Here is a 24133-nt window from a genome sequence, read left to right on the forward strand (position 1 = left end):
TCGATTTTGTACAGATAATCGGCGACCAACAATTGGATTATTAATGAATTTTGTCTAGAGTGAGCGGTCAGAAATCTGCACTCTCTTGCCGCTGATTAAGACCGGCGCGGGACCATTTACACGACCAGAAGGACTCACTTTCAGGCATGAATCGTAGACGATTTATTAAAGGTTCAATGGCAATGGCCGCCGTGTGCGGAACCAGTGGTATTGCATCACTCTTCTCCCGCGCCGCTTATGCGGCAGAAACTGACATTGCAGACGGAAAAACCGTACGTTTCGATTTTTCCGTTCTGCAGTCGATGGCTCATGATTTAGCGCAAAAACCGTGGGGTGGCGCACCGCGTGCATTACCTGACACGCTGGCTAAACTGACGCCTCAGGCTTACAACAGCATTCAGTATGACGCAGAGCAGTCTCTGTGGAATAACGTTGAAAATCGTCAGCTCGACGCGCAGTTCTTCCATGTAGGAATGGGCTTCCGTCGCCGTGTACGCATGTTCTCGGTCGATGGTAGTACACATATGGCGCGTGAAATTCACTTCCGCCCTGAGCTGTTCAAATACAATGATGCGGGTGTCGATACTAAACAGCTGGAAGGGCAAACTGACCTTGGCTTCGCGGGCTTCCGCGTGTTTAAAGCACCAGAACTGGCCCGTCGCGACGTGGTCTCTTTCCTGGGCGCCAGCTATTTCCGCGCTGTGGATGACACCTATCAGTACGGTTTGTCGGCGCGCGGTCTGGCGGTCGATACTTATACCGACACCAAAGAAGAGTTTCCTGACTTCACCGCTTTCTGGTTCGAAACGGTTAAACCGGGAGCAACCTCATTTACCGTTTATGCTCTGCTTGATAGCCCAAGCGTGACCGGTGCGTTTAAGTTCGTGATCCACTGTGAGAAGACACAGGTGATCATGGATGTGCAGAATCACATCTATGCCCGTAAAGACATCAAGCAACTCGGTATTGCGCCGATGACCAGTATGTTTAGCTGCGGCAATAATGAACGTCGGATGTGCGACACCATTCACCCACAAATTCATGACTCCGATCGTCTGGCGATGTGGCGGGGCAATGGCGAGTGGATCTGCCGTCCACTGAATAACCCGCAAAAGTTGCAGTTCAATGCCTACACCGATAACAACCCGAGAGGGTTCGGGCTGCTGCAACTTGATCGTGATTTTTCACACTATCAGGACATCATGGGTTGGTACAATAAGCGCCCGAGCCTGTGGGTAGAACCGCGCAACCAGTGGGGTAAGGGCACCATTGGACTCATGGAGATCCCGACCACGGGTGAAACGCTGGATAACGTTGTCTGTTTCTGGCAGCCGGATAAATCGATCAAAGCTGGTGACGATCTGGAGTTCAAATATCGTCTTTACTGGAGTGCTCAACCACCTGTGCGCTCACCGCTGGCGCGCGTACTGGCTACCCGCACCGGTATGGGTGGATTCCCGGAAGGATGGGCGCCGGGCGAACATTACCCGGAAAAATGGGCGCGTCGTTTTGCCATTGATTTCGTTGGTGGAGATCTGAAAGCCGCTGCACCGAAGGGGATTGAACCGGTCATTACGCTCTCCAGTGGGGAAGCAAAACAAATTGAGATCCTCTACGTTGAGCCAATTGATGGCTATCGCATTCAGTTTGACTGGTATCCGACATCTGACTCAACCGACCCGGTAGACATGCGTATGTTCCTGCGTTGTCAGGGGGATGCTATCAGCGAAACCTGGCTGTATCAGTATTTCCCGCCTGCTGCGGATAAACGTCAGTACGTTGACGACCGCGAAATGCGCTAATTGCGTGCCCAGTGGCTCTCCTGATGGGGAGCCATATCTGTCATCTCTCCCAAAACCGTCTGTTCACTATTTACTCGATCCTGTTCTCATTTTTCCCTGGTTTAACCAGGTAAGCTGAGGATGTGTATTTGTTGTACACGTTCTTGACCACTAACAGGGAGAAAGTATGTTTCCAGAATACAGAGACCTTATTTCCCGACTGAAAACCGAGAACCCTCGCTTTCTGTCTTTATTCGAAAAACACAACAGCCTTGATCATGAAATTTCCAGACTGGAAGGTTCGGATGGTCGGGGATACAGTTTGGATATTGTTCGCCTGAAGAAACAGAAACTCCACTTGAAGGAAGACCTGCTCAAAATTTTGCAAAAAGAGAGTGTCAGTGAGGGCTAAATAGAGCTGCTCCGCTGTGTAAAAGGGCTTTCCGCAAGAATGGGAAGCCCTTCCTGTTTGTGGGGCTTAGTCGACAAGTACGCGTTTGTTTGTCGCACCCCAGAGAATCGACATTTCAGTGAACAGCGCGCCGCTAATTTCTTCAACTTCCTCAGCGCTAACCTGCGCATTCCCTTGTTTGCCAAATAACACCACTTCATCACCTGAAGCAACCTGTGGCAGATCGGTCACATCGACAATCAGCGTATTCATCGAGGTTTTGCCTAACACAGGTACCCGCTGGCCGCGGATCAGAACATGTCCTGCGTTACTGAATACGCGGCGGTAACCATCTGCATAACCCGCCGGGATATTGGCGAGCACGGAATTGCGTTTGAGGGTATACGTTCGGTCATACCCAACGGTATTTCCTTTCGGGTAATGGTTGACTGAAGCAATTGCAGATTTAAAGGTCATCACACGTTTATATTCAGTGCTGGCGATGGTATCGCCATAAAAAATTCCGCCGACACGCACCATATCCAACCACGACTCGGGAACAGTCAGCGTGGCGAAGGTATTAGCGACATGCAACGTGACCTCTTCGCGCTTAAGCCCGGTGATTTTGAGGACCTGTGCGGATTGTGAGTTGAAACGGGCCAGATCGCGTTTAACCACCGCAGCATCTTCTTCCGGGAAATGCGACATGAGCCCAACAATTTTCAGGCCCGGTAAGGCTGAAATTGCGCGAGCCTCTTCCAGTCCCGCCGCCGTACTGACTTCCAGACCATTGCGTGACATACCGCCAGAGTTCAGTGCCAGATGAATACGGATGGTTTTTCCTTTCTCCCGGGCAATGGCACTCAGGCGCTTAGCCATATCCAGGTTGCCTATCAACTCTTCGGTATCAAAATCTGCCGCCTGCCGCATCTCTTTTTCTGTTGCGTTTCGAACGCGCATGAGCTGCGATTTAAATCCTGACTGGCGGACGGTGCTGATTTCCTCATTGCTCGCGACGCCTATACATTGAACACCATTTTGCATCATTATTGGGGTCACTAACGAGAGGTCATGCCCGTAAGCATCTCCTTTCAGGATGGCGCACATGCGGGTTTTATCACCCAGCAGTTGCTGAACTTTGTGAACGTTATATTCCAGCGCGCTACGAGAAATTTCCAGAGTGGTATTATCCACGACCAGTTGCTTACTTACCGCATAGGGAACGGGGCTCGCCTGTGTATCAGTGGCGGGCTGGTGACAGGCGGTAATCAGTAACAGCGGGATCAGTGCTAAACGGCCCAAAGGTGCTGCCATGCTTGCTCCTTAGCAAAATAGTAGAGGTGTTGTTGTCATCATTACGGCTCCCCCTCGGCGGGGAGATGCCCGAAGAAATAGAGTAGCGGGTTATGCGCGGTATATTGTCTCTAAGTGATTGCTGTAACAGCATAAAAAAGTGTTATTCACGGTGGTAATCAGATTAATATCAGCTGGTGCCAGTCAGAAATGCCCCTTTAACGATCGCAAAAGAGATAAACATGCCGGAAATTATTAGCGTCAGTGAAACGCTGGAACTGCGTGCAGTAGAAGAACAACATGTTACGCCATTACATCAACTGGTGGTTAAAAATAAGGCATGGCTCCAGCAGTCGCTGAACTGGCCGCAGTTTGTTGGTTCTCAGGAGGACACGCGTAAGAACGTGCAGGGGAACATGATGTTACATCAACGCGGCTACGCCAAAATGTTCCTTATTTTTGAGCATGAAGATGTAGTGGGCGTTATCTCGTTTAATCAGGTAGAACCGCTGAACAAAGCCGCTTATATCGGTTACTGGCTGGATGAAGCTCATCAGGGGCAGGGTATTATGTCCCGGGCGTTACAGGCCTTTATTCATCACTATGCACAACGTGGAGAGATCCGACGTTTTACCATTAAATGCCGGGTGAATAACCCCGAGAGCAATAGGGTGGCGCAACGTAACGGCTTCTCGCTGGAAGGTTGTATGAAACAGGCCGAGTTTCTTAATGGTGTGTACCATGATGTTAATCTCTATGCCCGAATCATCGACAACGCCTCAGAGTAAGCCAGCCAGGGGCGTGCGCGTAATACGCTGTTCGCCGTTGATAACCTTAGGCCCGCGCAGATGAATAGCATCACCATCAAACGCCTCGACGTGGGCCTGCCCGTTAATTTCAACGCGATGTTCAATGAGCACTTCTCCCCGGATGCGGACATGACCTTCAATAAGAATGTTGTCATCGAGCAGGATCGGGCCACCACGTAGTTCGGCATGACCGCCGACCAGCACGTGGTGTTTCAGAACGCAGTTACCCTCAACCAATGCGTGCTCTGCCACTTGTGAGCTGTAGCGCAACGTCGGAATAGCATCTTCATCAACTCCGGCTAGTATGCGGGCGTGTCCGTACACTTTCGCACAATCGCAAATCCAGACATTATTTTCCTCATTGCCTTTTATAAGCGCAAATTCAAACACTTCAGCACGGTGTTCAATAAACGCGTAGCTGACACTGGCTTCGCCATAGATCTGCGCCTGATGTACAACACGAGAATTGCTGAGGGTAGCGCGGTCGTAGATTTGCAGAATCTGGTCGCTTTCACGGGTTAATCCTTTGGCCGCGATAATTTCACAGTGACACTCAATGCATGCATCGCCGGACAGCAGACACTCTCCCTGAACGAGAGAATCTTTAACTGTGACGTTGTCACGTATTTGTGCGCCGTGGCTTATTTCAGCGCGATCGATCCAGACTTCATCACCAATCTGTACGCCATCTCTGATAATGCTTTCCTGCGTAATACGGGCATTTCCTGAGATCGCCGCACCGGAGAACGCCAGCGCATTTTGATCGTAAATCCAGCAATTGCCGCTCTGCGCCAGTACGTTTTCATCGTCAATCCAGCCGCCTCGCGTCCCGGCTTTAACGTCATTAAAGTCAATAAGGGCGATAATCTGGCGTAGCAATACACTTTTTTTGTTGCCATTATCCTGATAACTGAAGGAGCGTGGCTCATCACTTAGGCAGTATTTAGTCATAGCCTCATTTCCATGTTGCGCACTTTAGTTAAACGTAGCAAAGTTTTCCACGCTGGCTAAACCGCCAGAAATTCCATAAAATGCATTTCAAATATACTTTAAAAAATAAACAAAATGAGTAACAACAAAGAGAGTGATCGGATCCTCAATCTTCCGGCCGGTTATTTTGGGATGGTACTGGGCATCATAGGTATGGGGTTTGCGTGGCGATATGCCAGCCAGATATGGTCGGTCGGCCACTGGGTAGGCGATGGTCTGGTGATCCTCGCGATGATTATTTGGGGTCTGTTGACGCTGGCATTTCTTACCCGCCTGGTGCGATTCCCGCACAGTGTGCTGGCAGAAATTCGCCATCCGGTGATGAGCAGCTTTGTCAGTCTTTTCCCTGCCACAACGATGCTGGTCGCAATTGGCTTTGTCCCCTGGTATCGTCCATTAGCCGTGGGATTGTTCAGTATCGGCGTGGTGATTCAGTTATTGTACGCAGCCTGGCAAACGGCAGGGCTTTGGAGAGGTTCGCATCCAGAGGAAGCAACAACGCCGGGGTTATATTTGCCGACCGTGGCCAATAACTTTATCAGCGCCATGGCCTGCGGTGCGTTGGGTTTCAACGATGCCGGATTGGTATTTTTGGGGGCAGGCGTCTTCTCATGGTTAAGCCTTGAACCTGTTATCCTGCAACGTCTACGTAGTTCAGGCGAACTACCTGCTGTATTACGCACTTCACTGGGTATTCAACTGGCGCCTGCACTGGTCGCCTGTAGCGCCTGGCTCAGCGTCAATGGCGGTGAAGGCGATACGCTGGCCAAAATGTTATTTGGCTATGGCCTGCTGCAGCTTCTTTTCATGTTACGCCTGATGCCGTGGTATTTGTCCCAGCCATTTAATGCCTCTTTCTGGAGTTTCTCGTTCGGCGTGTCAGCGCTGGCGACGACGGGGCTGCATTTAGGGCACAGCAGTGAGTCTGGTTTTTTTCATACTCTGGCGATCCCTCTGTTTATTTTTACCAATTTTATCATTGCACTATTACTGGTACGTACGTTTGTATTGCTGATGCAGGGAAAACTGCTCATCCGCACGGAGCGTGCTGCATTACTGAAATCTGAGGATAAATAATGACCCTTTGCGACGAAAACTACTTTACGGAAAAATATGATTTAACCCGCACGCATTCCGATGTTGTCGAAGCGGCAAAAATTGTTGCGCCAGGCAAAACGTTAGATCTGGGCTGCGGCAATGGTCGCAACAGCCTCTACCTGGCGGCAAACGGCTACGACGTTACCGCATGGGATAAAAATCCCATGAGCATTGCTAATCTGGAGCGCATCAAGGCTGCTGAAGGGTTGAACAATCTGCAAGCGAAGGTTGTGGATCTTAATGCGCTGAGCTTTGACGGCGAATACGACTTTATTCTTTCTACCGTTGTGATGATGTTCCTGGAAGCGAAAACAATCCCAGGGCTTATCGAAAATATGCAGCGTTGTACTAAACCTGGCGGATATAACCTGATCGTCGCAGCAATGGACACTGATGATTTCCCTTGCACCGTCGGTTTCCCGTTTGCGTTTAAAGAAGGTGAATTACGCCGTTATTACAATGGTTGGGATCTGCTGAAATATAACGAAGATGTGGGTGAACTTCACCGCACAGATGAAAACGGCAATCGCATTAAACTGCGCTTTGCGACAATGCTGGCGCGTAAGACGGCCTGACCCTCCTGGTAAGATAACTCTCTCTGCGGGCAGCATTTTTTTATCGTGCTGACCGCAGAAATAAAAATGTGTGACGCTTACCATTTTTAGTACATCCAAAATGAATCCGTTTTGCTATCCTTTTTTATGCATCATTGCGAAAACTAAAGGGATCGTTTCATGCGTACTCAAACTTTATTTAAAGTTGCAGTGCTTACCGGTTTGTTGGCGTTATCTGGCTGTGCGTCAAAAGTGACGCAGCCGGATAAATACTCTGGGTTTTTAAAAGATTATTCTGGCCTGAAGGAAACTAAATCAGCAACCGGACAACCGGTGCTCCGTTGGGTTGACCCAAACTTCAATGAATCCAAATACGACAATATCGTTTATAACCCGATAACGTATTATCCGATTCCTAAGCCGACCACACAGGTAGGTCAGCAGGTTCTTGATAAGTTGCTGACCTATACCAACACTCAAATGAAGACCGCTATTGCTAAACGTAAACCTCTGGTTACGACTCCAGGTCCGCGTAGCCTGATTTTCCGTGGGGCGATCACAGGTGTAGCAACCAGCAAAGAAGGGCTGCAATTCTATGAAGTGGTCCCGGTTGCGCTGGTCGTAGCAGGTACTCAAATGGTAACAGGGCACCGCACAATGGATACTCACCTCTATTTCGAGGGTGAGTTGATCGATGCGGCGACCAATAAACCAGTGATTAGAGTTGTACGTCAGGGTGAAGGTAAAGACCTGAACAACGAAAGCACGCCGATGGCGTTCGAAACGTTGAAAAAAGTTGTTGATGACATGGCGACAGACGCCTCAATGTTTGACGTGAACAGCAACAAAAAATAATGATGAACGCACCATCTGCAACAAGCAGATGGTGCCTTTTTCTATGCCGTACGGCGACGGTAAAATAACTTACCAACCAGAGCCTCAGGTCGTGCAAACATCACCAGATTCCCCAGTAAAATCAGCACTAACCCGGCAATCGCATTGAGCTGCCAGACATACCCCTCATACAATGTAGACAGCGTGAGCGCCACCAATGGGAAAAGCAATGTGCTGTATGCTGCCTTACTGGGACCAATGCGTCCGACCAGCGTGAAATAGGCGCCGAAGGCAATCACTGAACCAAAAATCGCCAGATACAACAGTGCGCTGAGATAGCTGAAAGTCCACTGCGGCGTGAAGTTATCACCACGCACCACAGCAATCGCCGCAATCAATAATGTGCCATACAGCATTGCCCAACTGTTGGTGGTCAGGATCTCGAGCCCTTTTTTCTGATGGCGCATGCTGATCATATTGCCCAGTGAGAAACCAAAGGTCCCCAGAGCACTTAAGCCAATTCCCAACAACAGTGAATGATTAAACCCGCTGTTGACCAAATCTTGCCAGAACAGCGTGACGATACCCGTTAACCCCAGAGCTGCTGCAATATAGAAGCGTACCGGCGGTTTTTGACCAAAAAATACGAAGCTATTTATCGCATTGAACAGCACGGCCATGGAGAAAATAACCGATTCCAGCCCTGTATTGATCCAGGCAGCAGCGGTGTAAAAACACCAGAAGTTGAAGCAAAAAACGCATCCTCCCTGCAACAGACAAAACAGATGATCGCGACCGGAAAGCTTGCGTAGTCTGCCACTCATCAGCAGGAGCAATATCATCACTACGCTGGCGACGGCAAAACGCCAGAAGATGGAGACGGGCGCAGGAACCGGACCTTGCTGCAGGTAAATTGCAATCCATGTGGTTCCCCATATCACCACGACCAGACAGTACAACAGTGCGTTCATACGACACCCTCTCTCTTTTTTTTATTCAGAAATACACTGTGTCATGACATTAGTCAGGGGGCTTTCATCTGTTTGCGCGGGACTTGCATAATCTTGCGCTTTTTTTGCCGCAAGCGTGAAAAGGAGGCTGTTAACGACATATAGCTGAGATAGACTGAAAAGCCTGCTAACTTCTTTTGAATGTGATGGTATGTCTCAGCCCTACGATGCCTTTGAAAACTTACGCAAACATAATGCCGTGTTGCATGAATCGGTTGCGTTACATTCAGGGATCCAACTGGCGGCCTGGTCGAACAAACGCGACACCATCACACAATATTGCGATCACCATACGCTCAGTTTGTATGTCGCCGATGGCTACGAGAGCTATCACAAGACGGCGGGGGGCTGGAAGAACGGTGGCGGCCCGGACCGTTTCTGTCTGATGCCGAAAGAGAGCGAGTCGAGTTGGGACATCCGTGATGCCCTGTCGTTTGTTCATCTCTACTGTACGGACGCACATTTACGTGAAGTGGGTGAGAAAGTCTGGGACAAAAGTCCATATAGTTTCACACTGGATGAGCATACATTTGGTAGCGACCCCGGGATCACCGCAGTTTACCGCCAGTTTTTGCTCGGAAATGACTGGCAGCAACCCGCCAATCATCTCACGCTCAGCGCTGCATCCTCGCTTTTATTAACGCACCTGATCCAGCATTACAGCAATGTACAATGGCGGGCACCGGCGGTCACGGGAGGTCTTGCTCCCGTCACATTGCGAAACGTACTGGCCTATATTGAGGCACATCTTGCTTACCCGATAACCCTGAGCGATCTGGCAGGCGAAGCGGCGTTAAGTGATTTTCACTTTGCCAGAATGTTTCGTCAGTCAATGAACATGGCACCGCACCAGTACGTTATGCAGCGTCGAATGACGCTGGCGCAACAACTGGTCTGCTATTCTTCACGCAGTTTGTCGGATATTGCGATGGCCTGTGGATTCAGTTCGGCAAGCCATTTCAGTAACCGGTTTAAACAGGTTACGGGTAAGACGCCATCGCAGTTACGCGCGGCGCGCTAATCTCAGCACCGCATAGCACAACCCACCGGCAACTAATCCCCAGAATGCAGAGCCAATCCCCAATAGCGTTAACCCACTGGCGGTAACCAGAAAAGTGATGATGGCGGCATCCCGTTCCGTTTCATTATGTAATGCCTGGTACAGACTGCCGCTAATGGTCCCCAACAGCGCCAGACCAGCCAACATCTGGATCCAGCTAACGGGCAGGGCTGTCATTAACCCACTGACTGAACCGCCAAATATCCCCGCCAGCAAATAGAATACGCCAGCAGCGGCAGCGGCTAACCAGCGTCGCTGTGCGTCAGGGTGTGCTTCGGGACTTTGGCAAATCGCAGCGGTGATGGCGGCTATACAAATGGAATAGACACCAAAAGGGGAAAACAACAGTGCCAGCAGGCCGGTGAAAACAATCAGCGGTGAAACAGGCAATGAGTAGCCGGAAGCCTTCATGGTGGCGATACCAGGAGCATTTTGCGATGCCATCGTCACCAGAAATAGCGGTATCGCAACGCTGATGCTGTAGGCAAAGGAAAAATGAGGAGCAATAAACTCAGGTACTACCGGCGACAGGCTTACACTATTTGTGACAATGTCACCTTTAATCAGAGCAATGACGATACCCACCAGCATCGCGGCGATAACCGCATAACGTGGGGCCAGGACTTTTAAGACCAGCCACGCCAGCAGCATACTGCCGCACAGAACCCATTCACTATTGAGACTGGCGAATGCCTGCAATCCAAAACGTAGCAGGATCCCGGCCAGCATAGCCGACGCCAGAGAGTGTGGGATAATTTTCATCAGACGGGCGAACAGCCCGGTTACGCCGCACAGCACAATTAGCGCATTAGCGACAATAAAAACGCCGATCGCGTCCTGAATTGTTAAGCCTTGCAGACCGGTGACCAGCAGTGCCGCGCCTGGTGTTGACCAGGCAGTCAATACCGGAGCGCGATACCATAGTGTCAGTACCAGCGTGCTAACGCCCATCGCGAGCCCAAGGGCAGTCATCCAGCCCGCGATTTGCGCGCTTGTCGCACCCGCAGACATTGCCGCTTGCCAGATAATAGCCGCCGAGCTGGCGTAGCCGACCAGAACGGCAACGAAACCGGATAAGACGGTGGGTAAAGGTATTGAAAGCGCGCGCATAAAGACTCCGTGTGCGTTATAACGGTCAGTCACTGTATCACTGTGCGTTATAGCGTACAAGTGGTAAGCTATTGTTTTGCAGAAGGGGATTAAGGGAGGAATAAATGGACAATTTAACTCAATATCTGGCCACTACGCTCAGAACATTGCGCCACCAGCGAGAATGGAGCCTTTCTCGCCTGGCCGAGGAGACAGGCGTTTCAAAGGCAATGCTGGGGCAGATTGAACGTAATGAATCCAGCCCCACGGTGGCGACATTGTGGAAAATCGCGACTGGGCTGAACGTCCCATTTTCAACCTTTATTTCACCGCCAGAATCCGACGGCACGACCACATTCGATCCCGAACAACAGGCAATGGTGGTGACACCGCTTTTCCCGTGGGATCCACAACTTTGCTTTGACCATTTTTCGATCCTATTGGCTCCGGGGGCGCTGAGTGAATCTACCCCACATGAGACTGGCGTCATTGAGCATGTCGTAGTGATTAATGGCCTGCTCGATATGTACATTGAGGGGGCATGGCGAACATTAAAAGCCGGTGAGGGGGTGCGTTTTGCCGGAGATACTGCGCACAGTTATCGTAACAGCAGTGAACAGACGGTTCACTTTCATTCACTCATCCATTACCCGCGCAGTTAATCGGGAAAACTATTCCGAAACGTTGCGCTTCTGACTACAATAGCCGCCATTTTGCCGCTATTGGATGGTAACAACTGTATGCGTCAGCAACCTCATCGCCTTGAACTGTTAAGCCCGGCCCGTGATACCGCGATTGCACGCGAAGCCATTTTACACGGCGCAGATGCCGTATACATTGGCGGTCCCGGTTTTGGGGCACGTCATAATGCCAGCAACAGCCTGAAAGATATCGCTGATCTGGTGCCTTTTGCCCATCGTTATGGGGCGAAAATTTTTGTGACGCTGAATACGATCCTGCATGATGATGAGCTGGAACCCGCGCAGCGGTTAATTACCGATCTGTATCAAACCGGCGTTGACGCGTTAATTGTGCAGGATATGGGGATACTGGAACTGGATATTCCCCCTATTGAACTGCATGCCAGTACCCAGTGCGATATCCGTACTGTAGAGAAGGCGAAATTTCTCTCTGACGTCGGATTCACCCAGATTGTACTGGCGCGGGAATTAAGCCTTGAACAAATTAGCGCTATTCATCAGTCCACAGACGCTACCATTGAGTTTTTTATTCACGGTGCGTTGTGCGTGGCGTATTCCGGTCAGTGCTATATCTCCCATGCCCAGACTGGCCGCAGTGCTAACCGTGGGGATTGCTCTCAGGCCTGTCGCTTGCCATATACCCTGAAAGACGATCAGGGCCGCGTGGTGTCATATGAAAAACATCTGTTGTCGATGAAAGATAACGATCAAACCGCCAATCTCGGCGCGTTGATTGATGCGGGTGTGCGGTCCTTCAAAATTGAAGGTCGCTACAAAGATATGAGCTATGTGAAAAACATTACAGCACATTATCGGCAGATGCTGGATGCGATAATCGAAGAGCGGGGCGATCTGGCCCGGGCTTCTGCGGGGCGAACTGAGCATTTCTTTACTCCCTCCACGGAAAAAACTTTCCACCGTGGCAGCACCGATTATTTTGTTAACGCCCGGAAAGGGGATATCGGTGCTTTCGACTCACCGAAATTTATAGGTCTGCCCGTCGGAGAAGTGCTGAAAGTTGCGAAAGACCATCTTGATGTTGAGGTGACGGAACCGCTGGCGAACGGCGATGGCCTGAACGTGTTAATTAAACGTGATGTGGTAGGGTTTCGGGCTAATACGGTGGAAAAAACGGGACACAACCGTTATCGGGTCTGGCCGAATGACATGCCTGCCGATCTGCACAAAGTTCGCCCGCACCATCCGCTGAACCGCAATCTCGATCATAACTGGCAACAAGCGTTAACCAAGACGTCCAGCGAACGCCGGGTGGCGGTAGATATTGAGCTGGGCGGCTGGCAGGAGCAGTTGATCCTGACGCTCACCAGTGAAGAGGGCGTGAGTATTACCCATACGTTGGACGGCCTGTTTGAAGAAGCTAACAATGCGGAAAAAGCGTTGAGTAATTTGCAGGATGGCCTGGCAAAACTGGGGCAAACGCTCTATTACGCCCGCGATATTCAGGTCAATTTGCCGGGGGCGCTGTTCGTACCGAACGGGCAACTCAATCAGTTCCGGCGTGAAGCTGTAGATATGCTGGATGCCGCTCGTCTGGCCAGTTATCAGCGTGGCTGCCGTAAACCTGTTTCCGAACCGGCACCGGTGTATCCACAAACGCATCTGAGTTTTCTGGCGAACGTTTATAACCATAAAGCGCGTGAGTTTTATCACCGTTATGGTGTCCAGTTGATTGATGCCGCTTATGAGGCACATGAAGAAAAAGGTGACGTCCCGGTAATGATCACCAAGCACTGCCTGCGTTTTGCCTTCAATCTGTGCCCGAAACAGGCAAAAGGAAATATCAAAAGCTGGAAAGCGACTCCAATGCAACTGGTCAATGGTGATGAAGTTCTGACGCTAAAATTTGATTGCCGACCGTGCGAAATGCACGTTATCGGCAAGATTAAGCATCACATTCTGAAAATGCCGTTGCCGGGTAGCGTTGTAGCTTCTGTCAGCCCGGAAGATCTGATGAAAACGCTGCCAAAACGTAAAGGCTAAGCATTAACTTAAATGTGTATCGGGCTTGCGTGATTTTAGCCAGTGATGATGCTCACGTAGATCGGCGGCGGACTCTTCCGCCGTCACACGTAATTCATCGCTGTCGGCTGAGTGGCGTAATAAATGATCGGCATCCTGTACCTGAAGATATTCATGTCCCTGATTAGAAGCGAAAAGCTGGCCGGAGAAAAGCGCGCTGGCCAGCAATAACACCGTTAACCCTTTCTTAAACATCATGCAGCCTCTGGTACGTAATAAACAGAAATGGCGATAATTTCGCCTGGTGACTATTTCAATATTTATTCGGACCAAAGGCAACATCTGTTTCGCAAACTCGGCAATTATTACTGAGTTGTTTAATAATCGTTTGAATTTTGAGTTTCCGGGAAGTGCGAGCACAACCCGGCTTGAATCACAGTGTCCTAGGACTTAAAACCTGCCGCCGTCATCAACAGACGGAAGAACATGCCAACGCCAGCGAGCGCCAGCACACTTCCCCCCCAGAGAATCACCAGCCACATCAGGCGTTTCCAGATCGATTGCTGCATCAATGATACCCCTCACCATGTTGAACTTTGCCGCGAAAAACGTAATAGCTCCAGAAGGTGTAAACGAGGATTATAGGGATAATCAGCAGTGCACCAACTAACATGAAGCCCTGACTCTGCGCTGGTGCCGCAGCCTGCCAGAGGGTAATTGACGGTGGAATAATATGCGGCCAGATACTGATCCCCAACCCGCTGAAACCCAGAAAAATCAAGCCGAGTGTCAGCACAAAAGGCACTGCATGGCAGCTTTGCTGGCCCAATGTGCGCCAGATCCACAGACTGATAAGCGCAACCAGTACCGGTACTGGCATCAGGAACCACAGATTCGGCAGGCTAAACCAGCGCTCGTAAATGGCGCTGTGTGCCAGTGGCGTCCAGAGGCTGATAATGGCAATCACGACCAGCAGTGTGAGCAGCAGTTTTTTTGCCACGTTGCGCATTTTATCCTGCAACGGGTTTTCGCTTTTCATAACCAACCATGTTGCTCCGAGCAGAGCATATGCGACAACCAGCCCGACTCCGCAAAACAGCGTGAAAGGTGTCAGCCAGTCGAATGCTCCACCGCTGTAGCTGCGTCCGGTGACTGAAAAACCGTTGAGAACAGCACCAACAACAACGCCCTGGGTGAAGGTCGCGAGGATTGAGCCGCACAGAAAGGCTTTATCCCAGAATGGTCGGTGAGCCGGTGTAGCCTTGAAACGGAATTCAAAGGCGACGCCACGAAAAATCAACCCTATGAGCATCAGCGTTAACGGAATGGTCAGCGCATCGACAATCACGGCATAGGCCAGCGGAAAAGCGCCGAACAAGCCTGCGCCACCGAGTACCAGCCAGGTTTCATTCCCGTCCCATACCGGTGCCACGCTGTTGACCATCACGTCCCGATCGTCGGCATCCTGAATGGCGGGGAATAAAATGCCGATCCCGAGATCAAAACCGTCCATCACGATATACATCAGCGTGGCGAACACGATGATAACAAACCAAATAACTGATAAATCAATACCCATTAGCGGAGCACCTCAGGTTGCGAATCGAGGACCGCAGCTGAAAGCGGCCGTGCAGGAGTGCCTGATGGCGGGATGGTCGGCGGATCTTCCTGAGGCCCTTTGCGGATCAGGCGGATCATATAGCTGTAACCCACGCCGAAGACCGAGCTGTAAACCACAAAGAAGGCCAGCAAACTGATGCTCATATGCAGATCGCCATGCGCGGAAACCGCATCCGCTGTACGTTGTAGCCCATAAACTACCCACGGCTGACGTCCCACTTCGGTGGTGACCCAACCTGCAAGAATAGCAATCAGACCTGAAGGTCCCATCCACAGCGCGAATCTCAGGAAGGGACGCGAAGTGTATAAACGCTGTCTGTAGCGTAGCCAGAGCGCGAATGCGCCCAGCAGGATCATCAGCATGCCTAAGCCTGCCATAATACGAAACGACCAGAACACCATGGTGGAGTTAGGGCGATCTTCTTTCGGAAACTCTTTTAACGCCGGAACCTGTTTGTCCAGACTATGCGTAAGGATCAGGCTTCCCAGTGCCGGGATAGCCAACCCGTAACGGGTACGTTCCTGCTCCATGTCAGGCCAGCCGAACAGCAGCAGTGGAGTCGGTTCGCCTGGCGGGTTTTCCCAGTGTCCTTCAATGGCTGCAATTTTCGCGGGCTGATGCTTAAGGGTATTCAGTCCGTGCATGTCACCAATCAGCGCCTGGAGTGGGGCGACGATCAATGTCATCCACAGCGCCATGGAGAACATGGCCCGAATAGCCGGGGTGTTATTACCGCGTAATAAATGCCAGGCAGCTGACGCGGCGACAAACAGGGCGCTGCTGAGGAATGCTGCGACGGACATATGTAGCAGTCGATAAGGGAATGAAGGATTGAAAATGACGGCAAACCAGTCCACTGGCACTACCTGTCCATTGACAATTTCGTAGCCCTGCGGCGTTTGCATCCAGCTGTTTGATGCCAGGATCCAGAAGGTAGAGATAATGGTCCCCAGCGCGACCATACAGGTGGCAAAGAAGTGCAGGCCGGGTCCCACTCTGTTCCAGCCAAACAGCATGACACCAAGGAAACCCGCTTCCAGGAAGAATGCGGTTAACACTTCGTAGGTCAGTAATGGCCCGGTGATACTGCCAGCGAACTCAGAAAAGCCGCTCCAGTTGGTACCAAACTGGTAAGCCATGACCAGACCCGATACGACACCCATGCCAAAGTTAACGGCAAATATTTTAGACCAGAAATGATACAGCGACCGCCAGGTCGGATTTTTCGTCTTCAGCCAAAGACCTTCGAGTACCGCCAGATAGCTGGCAAGTCCGATAGTTATAGCCGGAAAGATAATGTGAAAGGACACCGTAAACGCGAACTGGATCCTCGCCAGGTGAAACGCGTCAAGACCGAACATGCTTAACTCCGCAGGCAAAATTGATTTAGCGCAATTCTAAGCCTGGGGAACAGCGGGGGGCAGAAACAGAACTGTTCTTTTTAACCATAACAGTTATAAAAAATAAGTTGATTATGTAAACTGATATACATCGTGGTTATCACCGACACCGGATATCAGGACGAAAAATGAAAAAGTATCAGCGGCTGGCGGAACAAATTCGCGATCAAATTGCGTCTGGCGTATGGCAGCCAGGCGATCGCCTGCCATCCTTGCGTGAGCAGGTGGTAAGCAGCGGAATGAGTTTTATGACCGTCGGACACGCTTACCAGCTACTGGAAAGCCAGGGACGGATCATTGCCCGACCGCAGTCGGGTTACTATGTTGCTGCACGTCCCGAGCGTGAGGTTTCAATACCGCAAGTGCAGGTCATGCGTGATGAAGCCGTGGATATCAATACCTATATTTTTGACATGTTGCAGGCCAGTAGGGATGCATCTGTTATGCCATTTGCTTCCGCATTCCCCGATCCCCGCTTATTTCCCTTGCAGCAGCTTAACCGTTCGCTGGCGCAGGTAAGCAAAACAGCCACAGCCATGAGCGTTATCGAAAACCTGCCACCGGGTAATGCTGAACTGCGTCACGCTATCGCACGGCGTTATGCTCAGCAGGGGATCACTATTTCGCCCGATGAGATTGTGATTACCGCAGGTGCGCTTGAAGCCCTCAACCTGAGTTTGCAGGCGGTGACTGAACCGGGTGATTGGGTTATCGTCGAAAACCCCTGTTTTTACGGTGCATTGCAGGCCCTGGAACGACTGCGTCTGAAGGCGCTTTCTGTGGCCACTGATGTAAAGGAAGGCATCGACCTTGTTGCACTGGAACTGGCATTACAGGAGTATCCGGTAAAAGCCTGCTGGTTGATGACCAACAGTCAAAACCCGCTTGGCTTTACGCTCAGCGCACAGAAAAAAGCCAGTCTGATTGCATTGCTGGAAAAATATAACGTCATGCTGATTGAAGATGACGTTTATAGCGAGCTTTACTTTGGCCGTGAAAAACCGTTGCCCGCAAAGGCCTGGGATCACGGCGACAGAGTGCTGCATTGTTCTTCGTTTTCGAAATGCCTGGTGCCAGGATTTCGTGTTGGCTGGGTTGCCGCAGGAAAACATGCCCGCCGCATTCAGCGACTCCAGTTGATGAGTACCTTATCAACCAGTTCTCCAATGCAGCTTGCACTGGTGGATTACCTGTCCACGCGGCGTTATGACGCGCATCTGCGTCGGTTACGCCGTCAACTGGCAGAACGCAAACAGCAGGCCTGGCAAACGCTGCTTCGTCATCTTCCGGCGGAAGTCAAAATTCACCATAACGACAGCGGCTATTTTCTGTGGCTGGAACTGCCCGAGCCACTCGATGCGGGGGAACTCAGTACTCAGGCGCTGGCCCACCATATTAGTATTGCGCCAGGTAAAATGTTCTCAACATCGGGGACCTGGACACGTTTCTTTCGCTTCAATACCGCATGGAACTGGGGAGAGCGCGAGGAGCAGGCAGTGAAATTGCTCGGGAAATTAATTCGCGAGATGATGAAATAATACCGAACGTGCTATTCAATATAAAAGAATAGTGCGTTCTTATTTTCGAAATAACGAATGCCAGGCCACAAAGTTATTTATATCGAGTGCCACCATACAAAATATCAATAGTTATTGGTATTACCCCCTGCGCATCTAACTCCTTGTCTATACTCCAGAAGATTTAGTCATCCTGCCAGAGCCCGCGGCGTAATGAGCGTTAGCTCACAACCTGATTAAATTTCCTTGCGCCAGCAGGAACGCTTACGACACCCCGACTATTTTTAGGAAAGGACATATATTTACGGCAAGGCTGCCGCTCAATATTTTTCGACAGGAGTAAGATGTTATGAGCAAGCAATTTGCCCTCAGTAGTCTGTGTGCCCTCAGTATGACGCTGATGACAGCCCATGCAGCCGAACCCCCCACATCATTAGATAAACCGGAAGGCCGCCTGGATATTATTGCCTGGCCGGGTTATATCGAACGTGGACAAACCGATAAACAATATGACTGGGTCTCACAGTTTGAGAAGGACACCGGTTGTGCGGTCAATGTGAAAACAGCGGCCACTTCAGACGAAATGGTCAGCCTGATGGCAAAAGGCGGTTATGACCTGGTAACGGCTTCAGGTGATGCTTCACTGCGTTTGATTATGGGGAAACGCGTTCAACCTATTAACACAGCGCTTATCCCTAACTGGAAAACTATCGATCCGCGCGTCGTAAAAGGTGAGTGGTTTAACGTTGGTGGGAAAGTCTATGGCACGCCATATCAGTGGGGGCCAAACCTGCTGATGTACAACACCAAAACCTTCCCGACACCGCCGGATAGCTGGAACGTGGTGTTTGTGGAACAAAACCTTCCTGACGGGAAAAGCAATAAAGGGCGCGTACAGGCTTACGACGGTCCAATTTATATTGCAGATGCCGCGCTGTTCGTTAAAGCCACTCAGCCACAACTGGGCATCAGCGACCCGTATCAACTCACTGAAAAACAGTATCAGGCGGTCATTAAGGTTCTGAGCGATCAGCATGCATTGATCCACCGCTACTGGCATGACACCACCGTGCAAATGAGTGATTTCAAAAACGAAGGTGTCGTGGCTTCCAGCGCCTGGCCGTATCAGGCTAACGCCCTGAAAGGTGAAGGCCAGCCGATCGCGACCGTATTTCCAAAAGAGGGCGTTACCGGCTGGGCTGACACCACTATGCTGCACAGCGAAGCGAAACACCCGGTTTGTGCGTACAAATGGATGAACTGGTCATTAACGCCGAAAGTACAGGGCGATGTTGCCGCCTGGTTTGGTTCTCTGCCTGTTGTGCCGGAAGGCTGTAAAGCCAGCCCACTTCTGGGTGAAAAAGGCTGTGAAACCAATGGGTATAGCTTTTTCGACAAAATCGCTTTCTGGAAAACGCCCATCGCAGAAGGTGGGAAATTTGTTCCGTACAGTCGCTGGACGCAGGATTACATAGCCATTATGGGCGGTCGCTAATTCCGCTGGGGGTTTTATGACGTACGCAGTGGAATTTGACAATGTCTCACGACTTTACGGGGATATTCGTGCAGTCGATGGGGTCAGTATTGCGATTAATGATGGTGAATTTTTTTCTATGCTGGGGCCATCCGGCTCCGGCAAAACCACCTGTCTGCGTCTGATAGCTGGCTTCGAACAGCTCTCTGGCGGCGCAATTAAAATTTTTGGTAAACAGGCCAGCGATTTGCCGCCCTGGGAACGGGATGTCAATACCGTTTTCCAGGACTATGCGTTGTTCCCGCACATGTCGATCCTCGACAACGTGGCCTACGGGCTAATGGTCAAAGGTATTGATAAAAAACAGCGCCACGCTCAGGCCCGTGAGGCGCTGGAAAAGGTGGCGCTCGGCTTCGTTTATGAACGTAAACCGTCACAGCTTTCCGGTGGGCAGCGTCAGCGTGTGGCCATCGCCCGTGCGCTGGTTAATGAACCGCGCGTTCTGCTACTGGATGAGCCGCTCGGCGCGCTGGATCTCAAGTTGCGTGAACAGATGCAACTGGAACTAAAAAAACTACAGCAGTCTCTTGGTATTACCTTCATTTTTGTCACGCACGATCAGGGAGAAGCGCTGTCGATGTCCGATCGTGTAGCGGTGTTTAATAACGGTCGTATTGAGCAGGTGGATTCGCCGCGTGAACTCTATATGCGCCCACGCACACCTTTTGTGGCGAGTTTCGTGGGGACATCAAATGTCTTCGATGCGGCGATGTCGGCGAATGTTTGTGGGCTGCAGGGCATGTATTCACTGCGCCCGGAACACATTCGGTTAAATGATTCCGGCGGCGAGGTTCAGGCTCGGGGGATTATCCAGGCGGTGCAGTATCAGGGGGCAGCGACACGGTTTGAGCTAAAACTCGCTGGCGGTGAAAAATTACTGGTCAGTCAGGCAAACCTGACAGGGGAAACGCTGCCAGCAACGCTGTCACCGGGCCAACAGGTGATGGCATCGTGGTCGCGTGACGTGATGGTACCGCTGGTTGAGGAGAGGTGAATGGCTATGAATGTCTTACATTCACCTGTGCAGTCGACAAACCTGAGCAGGATAACGGGTTTTTTCTGGCGTAATCCGGGCTTTGGGTTGTTTTTGCTGCTGCTCGGACCGTTGATGTGGTTCGGAATCGTCTACTTTGGCTCATTACTGACGCTATTGTGGCAGGGTTTTTATACCTTCGACGATTTTACCATGTCAGTTACGCCAGATTTGACGCTGGCCAATCTACAGGCGCTGTTTAATCCGGCAAATTACGACATCATTTTGCGAACGCTGACGATGGCAGTAGCTGTCACTATTGCCAGCGCTATTCTGGCGTTTCCGATGGCGTGGTATATGGCGCGTTACACCAGCGGCAAGATGAAGGCCTTTTTTTACATCGCGGTGATGCTGCCAATGTGGGCCAGTTATATCGTCAAAGCCTATGCGTGGACGCTGCTGCTGGCAAAAGATGGTGTGGCGCAGTGGTTTTTAACTCATCTTGGGCTGGAGCCAGTGCTGACGGCTTTTCTGACGTTGCCAGCTATCGGGGGTAACACACTGTCGACGTCGGGATTAGGGCGCTTTCTGGTTTTTGTCTATATCTGGCTTCCGTTTATGATTTTGCCGGTACAGGCTGCGCTGGAGCGGTTACCGCCATCGTTACTTCAGGCTTCGGCTGATCTGGGGGCTCGTCCGCGCCAAACCTTCCGTTATGTGGTGCTTCCGCTGGCGATTCCGGGTATTGCGGCCGGATCGATCTTTACCTTCTCGCTGACGCTGGGGGACTTTATTGTTCCTCAACTGGTGGGACCGCCGGGGTACTTCATCGGCAACATGGTCTATTCGCAACAAGGGGCTATCGGCAATATGCCAATGGCGGCGGCATTCACCCTGGTGCCGATTGTCTTAATTGCACTGTATCTGGCGTTCGTGAAGCGTCTGGGAGCTTTCGATGCACTCTGAACGCGCACCTTTTTTACTCAAACTGGCTGCATGGGGAGGCGTGATTTTTCTGCACTTTCCCATCCTCATTATTGCCACCTATGCTTTTAATACCGAGGAGGCTGCTTTTAGTTTTCCACCCCAGGGGTTAACGCTTCGTTGGTTTAGCGTTGCGGCGCAGCGCAGCGACATCCTTGAATCAGTGACGTTGTCACTTAAAATTGCTGCGCTGTCGACAGCTATTGCCCTGATCCTGGGAACGTTGGCAGCGGCTGCACTGTGGCGCAGGGATTTTTTTGGCAAGAGCGCAATATCGCTGTTGTTGCTTTTGCCGATTGCATTGCCGGGCATTATTACTGGCCTGGCGCTGCTGAGTGCGTTTAAAACCATCAATCTGGAACCGGGGTTCCTGACGATCGTTGTGGGACATGCGACGTTTTGTGTGGTGGTGGTTTTTAACAACGTCGTGGCGCGCTTTCGCCGCACTTCATGGAGTCTGGTTGAAGCATCGATGGATCTGGGTGCCAACGGCTGGCAGACCTTCCGCTATGTCGTATTGCCGAATTTAGCGTCGGCACTGTTGGCGGGTGGCATGCTGGCGTTTGCTTTGTCGTTTGATGAAATCATCGTGACAACGTTCACCGCCGGACATGAAAGAACGCTTCCTTTATGGCTGCTTAATCAATTGGGACGTCCACGCGATGTTCCTGTCACCAACGTTGTGGCATTGCTGGTCATGCTGGTTACAACACTGCCAATTTTAGGGGCCTGGTGGCTAACGCGTGAAGGCGAAACTCTCGCCGGAAACGGTAAATAAACGACAATATGGGAAATTGCTATGCAACATTTATTACTGATTAACGGTGAGCTGGTCGGCGGTGAAGGTGAAAAGCAGCCAGTTTACAACCCTGCGACCGGAGAGCTTATCCTGGAAATTGCGGAGGCGTCGGCTGCGCAGGTTGATGCCGCCGTTCGCGCTGCGGACCATGCGTTTACGGCATGGGGACAAACCACGCCGAAAGTGCGATCGGAGCTCCTGCTTAAACTGGCGGATACCATCGCAAACAATGCCCGAACATTTGCTGAGCTGGAGTCTCTCAACTGCGGCAAGCCGTTGCACTGTGTGCTCAATGATGAAATTCCAGCCATCGTGGATGTTTTCCGCTTTTTTGCCGGGGCTGCTCGCACCTTGCACGGGTCGGCTGCCGGGGAGTATCTGGAAGGGCATACGTCAATGATCCGCCGGGATCCGCTGGGGGTGGTGGCATCTATTGCCCCATGGAACTATCCGCTGATGATGGCTGCATGGAAACTGGCACCGGCGCTGGCGGCAGGTAACTGCGTGGTAATCAAACCTTCAGAAATTACGCCACTTACGGCGCTGAAACTGGCGGAATACGCGAAAGATATCTTCCCGGCAGGTGTCATTAACGTCCTGTTCGGCAGAGGCGCAACGGTGGGCGATCCGCTGACCGGACATGAAAAAGTGCGTATGGTTTCGTTGACGGGCTCCATTGTGACCGGGGAGCACATCATTCAACATACCGCGCCTACGATTAAGCGCACGCATATGGAACTGGGTGGAAAAGCGCCAGTCATTATTTTTGATGATGCCGATCTGGATGCGGTCGTTAATGGTGTGCGAACGTTTGGTTATTACAACGCCGGACAGGATTGCACTGCGGCTTGCCGCATCTATGCACAAAAGGGGATTTATGATGCGCTGGTTGAAAAACTGGGCGCGGCTGTCGCCAGCCTGAAAACCGGGGCGCCGGATGATGAATCAACAGAACTGGGGCCATTAAGTTCAAAAGCACACCTTGAGCGCGTGGCAAAAGCAGTAGAAGAGGCCAAAGCACTTGGCCACATCAAAGTCATCACTGGCGGTAAAAAAGTGGAGGGAGGTGGCTATTATTTTGCTCCGACGCTGCTGGCAGGGGCGAAGCAGGAAGATGCCATCGTTCAACGGGAAGTCTTTGGCCCGGTGGTTAGTGTGACCGTCTTTGATGAAGAAGAACAGGTGCTGGCGTGGGCAAACGATTCGAAGTACGGGCTGGCGTCGTCTGTCTGGACGCGGGACGTTGGTCGCGCACATCGGGTAAGTGCTCGTTTGCAGTATGGCTGTACCTGGGTCAATACCCACTTCACGCTGGTGAGTGAAATGCCGCATGGCGGACAAAAACAGTCAGGTTATGGCAAAGATATGTCGGTTTACGGGCTGGAGGATTACACGGTTGTTCGGCATGTGATGATCAAACACGAGTAAAATCTTCAGTCGCGAACAGTGAAAGAGGCACGGATAGCTAAATATTGACAAACGTGTCTCTATACTATGCGCGCCACTGGCCTCGTCGCCATTGGACGGCGGTAAGTTGGAATTATCCGCGAGGTCAGACTAATTTCGCATTGAACGGGACCTTGTTCCCGAACCACGAATTCCACCCATAAATGCATTACTGAACAGCATACACACATTGCCAGGTTTTATTATTTAATGCCGCAGAAGGATTAGGGATATTACGCATTAAGGATAATTTACCGGATGGCGGTGGA

23 protein-coding genes are annotated in these 24133 nt (G+C 51.1%); 15 read left to right on the forward strand and 8 right to left on the reverse strand.

The window, feature by feature from the left end; genetic code table 11:
* The first annotated feature begins 146 nt into the window (after window positions 1-146).
* Both OH663_RS05600 and OH663_RS05605 read left to right on the forward strand, forming a co-directional pair.
* Entirely contained in the window at window positions 147-1802 is a 1656-nt protein-coding gene (locus OH663_RS05600; protein ID WP_075261773.1) for a glucan biosynthesis protein D, read from the forward strand.
* Between the two features lie 166 nt (window positions 1803-1968).
* On the forward strand, window positions 1969-2193 hold the full coding sequence (locus OH663_RS05605) for an HP1242/YdcH family protein (protein ID WP_045443368.1): 225 nt from the start codon (window positions 1969-1971) through the stop codon (window positions 2191-2193).
* A 66-nt stretch (window positions 2194-2259) separates the two neighbouring features.
* Here OH663_RS05605 and alr read toward each other — a convergent pair whose 3' ends face one another.
* Window positions 2260-3486 (reverse strand): alanine racemase, encoded by a 1227-nt coding sequence (gene alr / locus OH663_RS05610; protein ID WP_045443365.1) that lies wholly within the window; start codon window positions 3484-3486, stop codon window positions 2260-2262.
* 221 nt (window positions 3487-3707) lie between these two features.
* Here alr and rimL point away from each other — a divergent pair, with 221 nt between their 5' ends.
* Entirely contained in the window at window positions 3708-4253 is a 546-nt protein-coding gene (gene rimL, locus OH663_RS05615) for a 50S ribosomal protein L7/L12-serine acetyltransferase (protein WP_200010866.1), read from the forward strand.
* On the opposite strand, the gene ydcK is transcribed toward rimL, so the two are convergent.
* Window positions 4245-5225 carry a YdcK family protein gene (gene ydcK, locus OH663_RS05620; RefSeq protein ID WP_200010863.1) on the reverse strand — a complete coding sequence of 327 codons (981 nt, stop codon included), beginning with the start codon at window positions 5223-5225 and terminating at the stop codon, window positions 4245-4247. The genes rimL and ydcK overlap by 9 nt on opposite strands.
* A 114-nt stretch (window positions 5226-5339) precedes the next feature.
* Here ydcK and tehA point away from each other — a divergent pair, with 114 nt between their 5' ends.
* From tehA to OH663_RS05635, 3 genes are all read left to right on the forward strand, one after another.
* Window positions 5340-6341 carry a dicarboxylate transporter/tellurite-resistance protein TehA gene (tehA, locus tag OH663_RS05625; protein ID WP_045443348.1) on the forward strand — a complete coding sequence of 334 codons (1002 nt, stop codon included), beginning with the start codon at window positions 5340-5342 and terminating at the stop codon, window positions 6339-6341.
* Entirely contained in the window at window positions 6341-6937 is a 597-nt protein-coding gene (gene tehB / locus OH663_RS05630; protein WP_045443345.1) for a tellurite resistance methyltransferase TehB, read from the forward strand. The genes tehA and tehB overlap by 1 nt, the downstream gene beginning before the upstream one ends.
* A gap of 159 nt (window positions 6938-7096) precedes the next feature.
* Complete coding sequence (locus tag OH663_RS05635) at window positions 7097-7771, forward strand: DUF3313 domain-containing protein (RefSeq protein WP_045443332.1); 675 nt, start codon at window positions 7097-7099, stop codon at window positions 7769-7771.
* Between the two features lie 41 nt (window positions 7772-7812).
* Here OH663_RS05635 and OH663_RS05640 read toward each other — a convergent pair whose 3' ends face one another.
* Window positions 7813-8721, reverse strand: a complete 909-nt coding sequence (locus OH663_RS05640) for a DMT family transporter (protein WP_045443329.1) — start codon at window positions 8719-8721, stop codon at window positions 7813-7815.
* A 190-nt stretch (window positions 8722-8911) separates the two neighbouring features.
* Here OH663_RS05640 and OH663_RS05645 point away from each other — a divergent pair, with 190 nt between their 5' ends.
* Complete coding sequence (locus tag OH663_RS05645; RefSeq protein ID WP_045443327.1) at window positions 8912-9781, forward strand: helix-turn-helix domain-containing protein; 870 nt, start codon at window positions 8912-8914, stop codon at window positions 9779-9781.
* Here the strand turns inward: OH663_RS05645 and OH663_RS05650 are convergent.
* Entirely contained in the window at window positions 9764-10930 is a 1167-nt protein-coding gene (locus tag OH663_RS05650; RefSeq protein ID WP_045443324.1) for a benzoate/H(+) symporter BenE family transporter, read from the reverse strand. The genes OH663_RS05645 and OH663_RS05650 overlap by 18 nt on opposite strands.
* Window positions 10931-11034: 104 nt before the next feature.
* Between OH663_RS05650 and OH663_RS05655 the strand changes: the two genes are divergently transcribed.
* On the forward strand, window positions 11035-11571 hold the full coding sequence (locus OH663_RS05655; RefSeq protein ID WP_045443321.1) for a helix-turn-helix domain-containing protein: 537 nt from the start codon (window positions 11035-11037) through the stop codon (window positions 11569-11571).
* 78 nt (window positions 11572-11649) lie between these two features.
* The gene (gene rlhA / locus OH663_RS05660) at window positions 11650-13611 is read left to right on the forward strand and encodes a 23S rRNA 5-hydroxycytidine C2501 synthase (RefSeq protein ID WP_045443319.1); all 1962 of its coding nucleotides are present in this window, start codon (window positions 11650-11652) and stop codon (window positions 13609-13611) included.
* Between the two features lie 3 nt (window positions 13612-13614).
* On the opposite strand, the gene OH663_RS05665 is transcribed toward rlhA, so the two are convergent.
* From OH663_RS05665 to OH663_RS05680, 4 genes are all read right to left on the reverse strand, one after another.
* Complete coding sequence (locus OH663_RS05665; protein ID WP_200011080.1) at window positions 13615-13845, reverse strand: DUF2554 family protein; 231 nt, start codon at window positions 13843-13845, stop codon at window positions 13615-13617.
* 188 nt (window positions 13846-14033) lie between these two features.
* Window positions 14034-14159 (reverse strand): DUF2474 domain-containing protein, encoded by a 126-nt coding sequence (locus OH663_RS05670; protein WP_071828945.1) that lies wholly within the window; start codon window positions 14157-14159, stop codon window positions 14034-14036.
* Complete coding sequence (gene cydB, locus OH663_RS05675; protein WP_200010861.1) at window positions 14159-15169, reverse strand: cytochrome d ubiquinol oxidase subunit II; 1011 nt, start codon at window positions 15167-15169, stop codon at window positions 14159-14161. Before cydB ends, OH663_RS05670 begins: the two co-directional genes overlap by 1 nt.
* Entirely contained in the window at window positions 15169-16572 is a 1404-nt protein-coding gene (locus tag OH663_RS05680) for a cytochrome ubiquinol oxidase subunit I (RefSeq protein WP_045443300.1), read from the reverse strand. Before OH663_RS05680 ends, cydB begins: the two co-directional genes overlap by 1 nt.
* A gap of 167 nt (window positions 16573-16739) precedes the next feature.
* Here OH663_RS05680 and OH663_RS05685 point away from each other — a divergent pair, with 167 nt between their 5' ends.
* From OH663_RS05685 to patD, 6 genes are all read left to right on the forward strand, one after another.
* Window positions 16740-18149, forward strand: a complete 1410-nt coding sequence (locus OH663_RS05685; protein ID WP_045443122.1) for an aminotransferase-like domain-containing protein — start codon at window positions 16740-16742, stop codon at window positions 18147-18149.
* A gap of 328 nt (window positions 18150-18477) precedes the next feature.
* Window positions 18478-19623: a putative ABC transporter substrate-binding protein YdcS gene (ydcS, locus tag OH663_RS05690; RefSeq protein WP_045443119.1), complete on the forward strand. Its 1146-nt coding sequence runs from the start codon at window positions 18478-18480 to the stop codon at window positions 19621-19623.
* A gap of 16 nt (window positions 19624-19639) precedes the next feature.
* Window positions 19640-20656: an ABC transporter ATP-binding protein gene (locus tag OH663_RS05695; protein ID WP_200010858.1), complete on the forward strand. Its 1017-nt coding sequence runs from the start codon at window positions 19640-19642 to the stop codon at window positions 20654-20656.
* Complete coding sequence (locus tag OH663_RS05700; RefSeq protein ID WP_045443113.1) at window positions 20657-21601, forward strand: ABC transporter permease; 945 nt, start codon at window positions 20657-20659, stop codon at window positions 21599-21601.
* Window positions 21591-22397 carry an ABC transporter permease gene (locus OH663_RS05705; protein WP_045443109.1) on the forward strand — a complete coding sequence of 269 codons (807 nt, stop codon included), beginning with the start codon at window positions 21591-21593 and terminating at the stop codon, window positions 22395-22397. Before OH663_RS05700 ends, OH663_RS05705 begins: the two co-directional genes overlap by 11 nt.
* Window positions 22398-22418: 21 nt before the next feature.
* A complete protein-coding gene (gene patD, locus OH663_RS05710; protein ID WP_045443106.1) occupies window positions 22419-23846 on the forward strand; it encodes an aminobutyraldehyde dehydrogenase in 1428 nt (475 codons plus the stop codon).
* Window positions 23847-24133: the final 287 nt, after the last annotated feature.

It is taken from the genome of Citrobacter sp. Marseille-Q5395 (assembly GCF_947057495.1).
GTDB lineage: Bacteria > Pseudomonadota > Gammaproteobacteria > Enterobacterales > Enterobacteriaceae > Citrobacter > Citrobacter murliniae.

Excerpts from the sequence above, each read along its gene's own strand:
- ydcK (WP_200010863.1), bottom strand. The coding sequence starts at position 5,225 with ATGACTAAATACTGCCTAAGTGATGAGCCACGCTCCTTCAGTTATCAG.
- OH663_RS05670 (WP_071828945.1), bottom strand. The coding sequence starts at position 14,159 with ATGCAGCAATCGATCTGGAAACGCCTGATGTGGCTGGTGATTCTCTGG.
- OH663_RS05635 (WP_045443332.1), top strand. The coding sequence starts at position 7,097 with ATGCGTACTCAAACTTTATTTAAAGTTGCAGTGCTTACCGGTTTGTTG.
- OH663_RS05665 (WP_200011080.1), bottom strand. The coding sequence starts at position 13,845 with ATGTTTAAGAAAGGGTTAACGGTGTTATTGCTGGCCAGCGCGCTTTTC.
- ydcS (WP_045443119.1), top strand. The coding sequence starts at position 18,478 with ATGAGCAAGCAATTTGCCCTCAGTAGTCTGTGTGCCCTCAGTATGACG.
- tehA (WP_045443348.1), top strand. The coding sequence starts at position 5,340 with ATGAGTAACAACAAAGAGAGTGATCGGATCCTCAATCTTCCGGCCGGT.
- OH663_RS05640 (WP_045443329.1), bottom strand. The coding sequence starts at position 8,721 with ATGAACGCACTGTTGTACTGTCTGGTCGTGGTGATATGGGGAACCACA.
- rimL (WP_200010866.1), top strand. The coding sequence starts at position 3,708 with ATGCCGGAAATTATTAGCGTCAGTGAAACGCTGGAACTGCGTGCAGTA.
- patD (WP_045443106.1), top strand. The coding sequence starts at position 22,419 with ATGCAACATTTATTACTGATTAACGGTGAGCTGGTCGGCGGTGAAGGT.
- OH663_RS05685 (WP_045443122.1), top strand. The coding sequence starts at position 16,740 with ATGAAAAAGTATCAGCGGCTGGCGGAACAAATTCGCGATCAAATTGCG.
- OH663_RS05600 (WP_075261773.1), top strand. The coding sequence starts at position 147 with ATGAATCGTAGACGATTTATTAAAGGTTCAATGGCAATGGCCGCCGTG.
- OH663_RS05695 (WP_200010858.1), top strand. The coding sequence starts at position 19,640 with ATGACGTACGCAGTGGAATTTGACAATGTCTCACGACTTTACGGGGAT.
- OH663_RS05700 (WP_045443113.1), top strand. The coding sequence starts at position 20,657 with ATGGCTATGAATGTCTTACATTCACCTGTGCAGTCGACAAACCTGAGC.
- OH663_RS05650 (WP_045443324.1), bottom strand. The coding sequence starts at position 10,930 with ATGCGCGCGCTTTCAATACCTTTACCCACCGTCTTATCCGGTTTCGTT.
- OH663_RS05655 (WP_045443321.1), top strand. The coding sequence starts at position 11,035 with ATGGACAATTTAACTCAATATCTGGCCACTACGCTCAGAACATTGCGC.
- OH663_RS05680 (WP_045443300.1), bottom strand. The coding sequence starts at position 16,572 with ATGTTCGGTCTTGACGCGTTTCACCTGGCGAGGATCCAGTTCGCGTTT.
- OH663_RS05705 (WP_045443109.1), top strand. The coding sequence starts at position 21,591 with ATGCACTCTGAACGCGCACCTTTTTTACTCAAACTGGCTGCATGGGGA.
- OH663_RS05645 (WP_045443327.1), top strand. The coding sequence starts at position 8,912 with ATGTCTCAGCCCTACGATGCCTTTGAAAACTTACGCAAACATAATGCC.
- rlhA (WP_045443319.1), top strand. The coding sequence starts at position 11,650 with ATGCGTCAGCAACCTCATCGCCTTGAACTGTTAAGCCCGGCCCGTGAT.
- cydB (WP_200010861.1), bottom strand. The coding sequence starts at position 15,169 with ATGGGTATTGATTTATCAGTTATTTGGTTTGTTATCATCGTGTTCGCC.
- tehB (WP_045443345.1), top strand. The coding sequence starts at position 6,341 with ATGACCCTTTGCGACGAAAACTACTTTACGGAAAAATATGATTTAACC.
- alr (WP_045443365.1), bottom strand. The coding sequence starts at position 3,486 with ATGGCAGCACCTTTGGGCCGTTTAGCACTGATCCCGCTGTTACTGATT.
- OH663_RS05605 (WP_045443368.1), top strand. The coding sequence starts at position 1,969 with ATGTTTCCAGAATACAGAGACCTTATTTCCCGACTGAAAACCGAGAAC.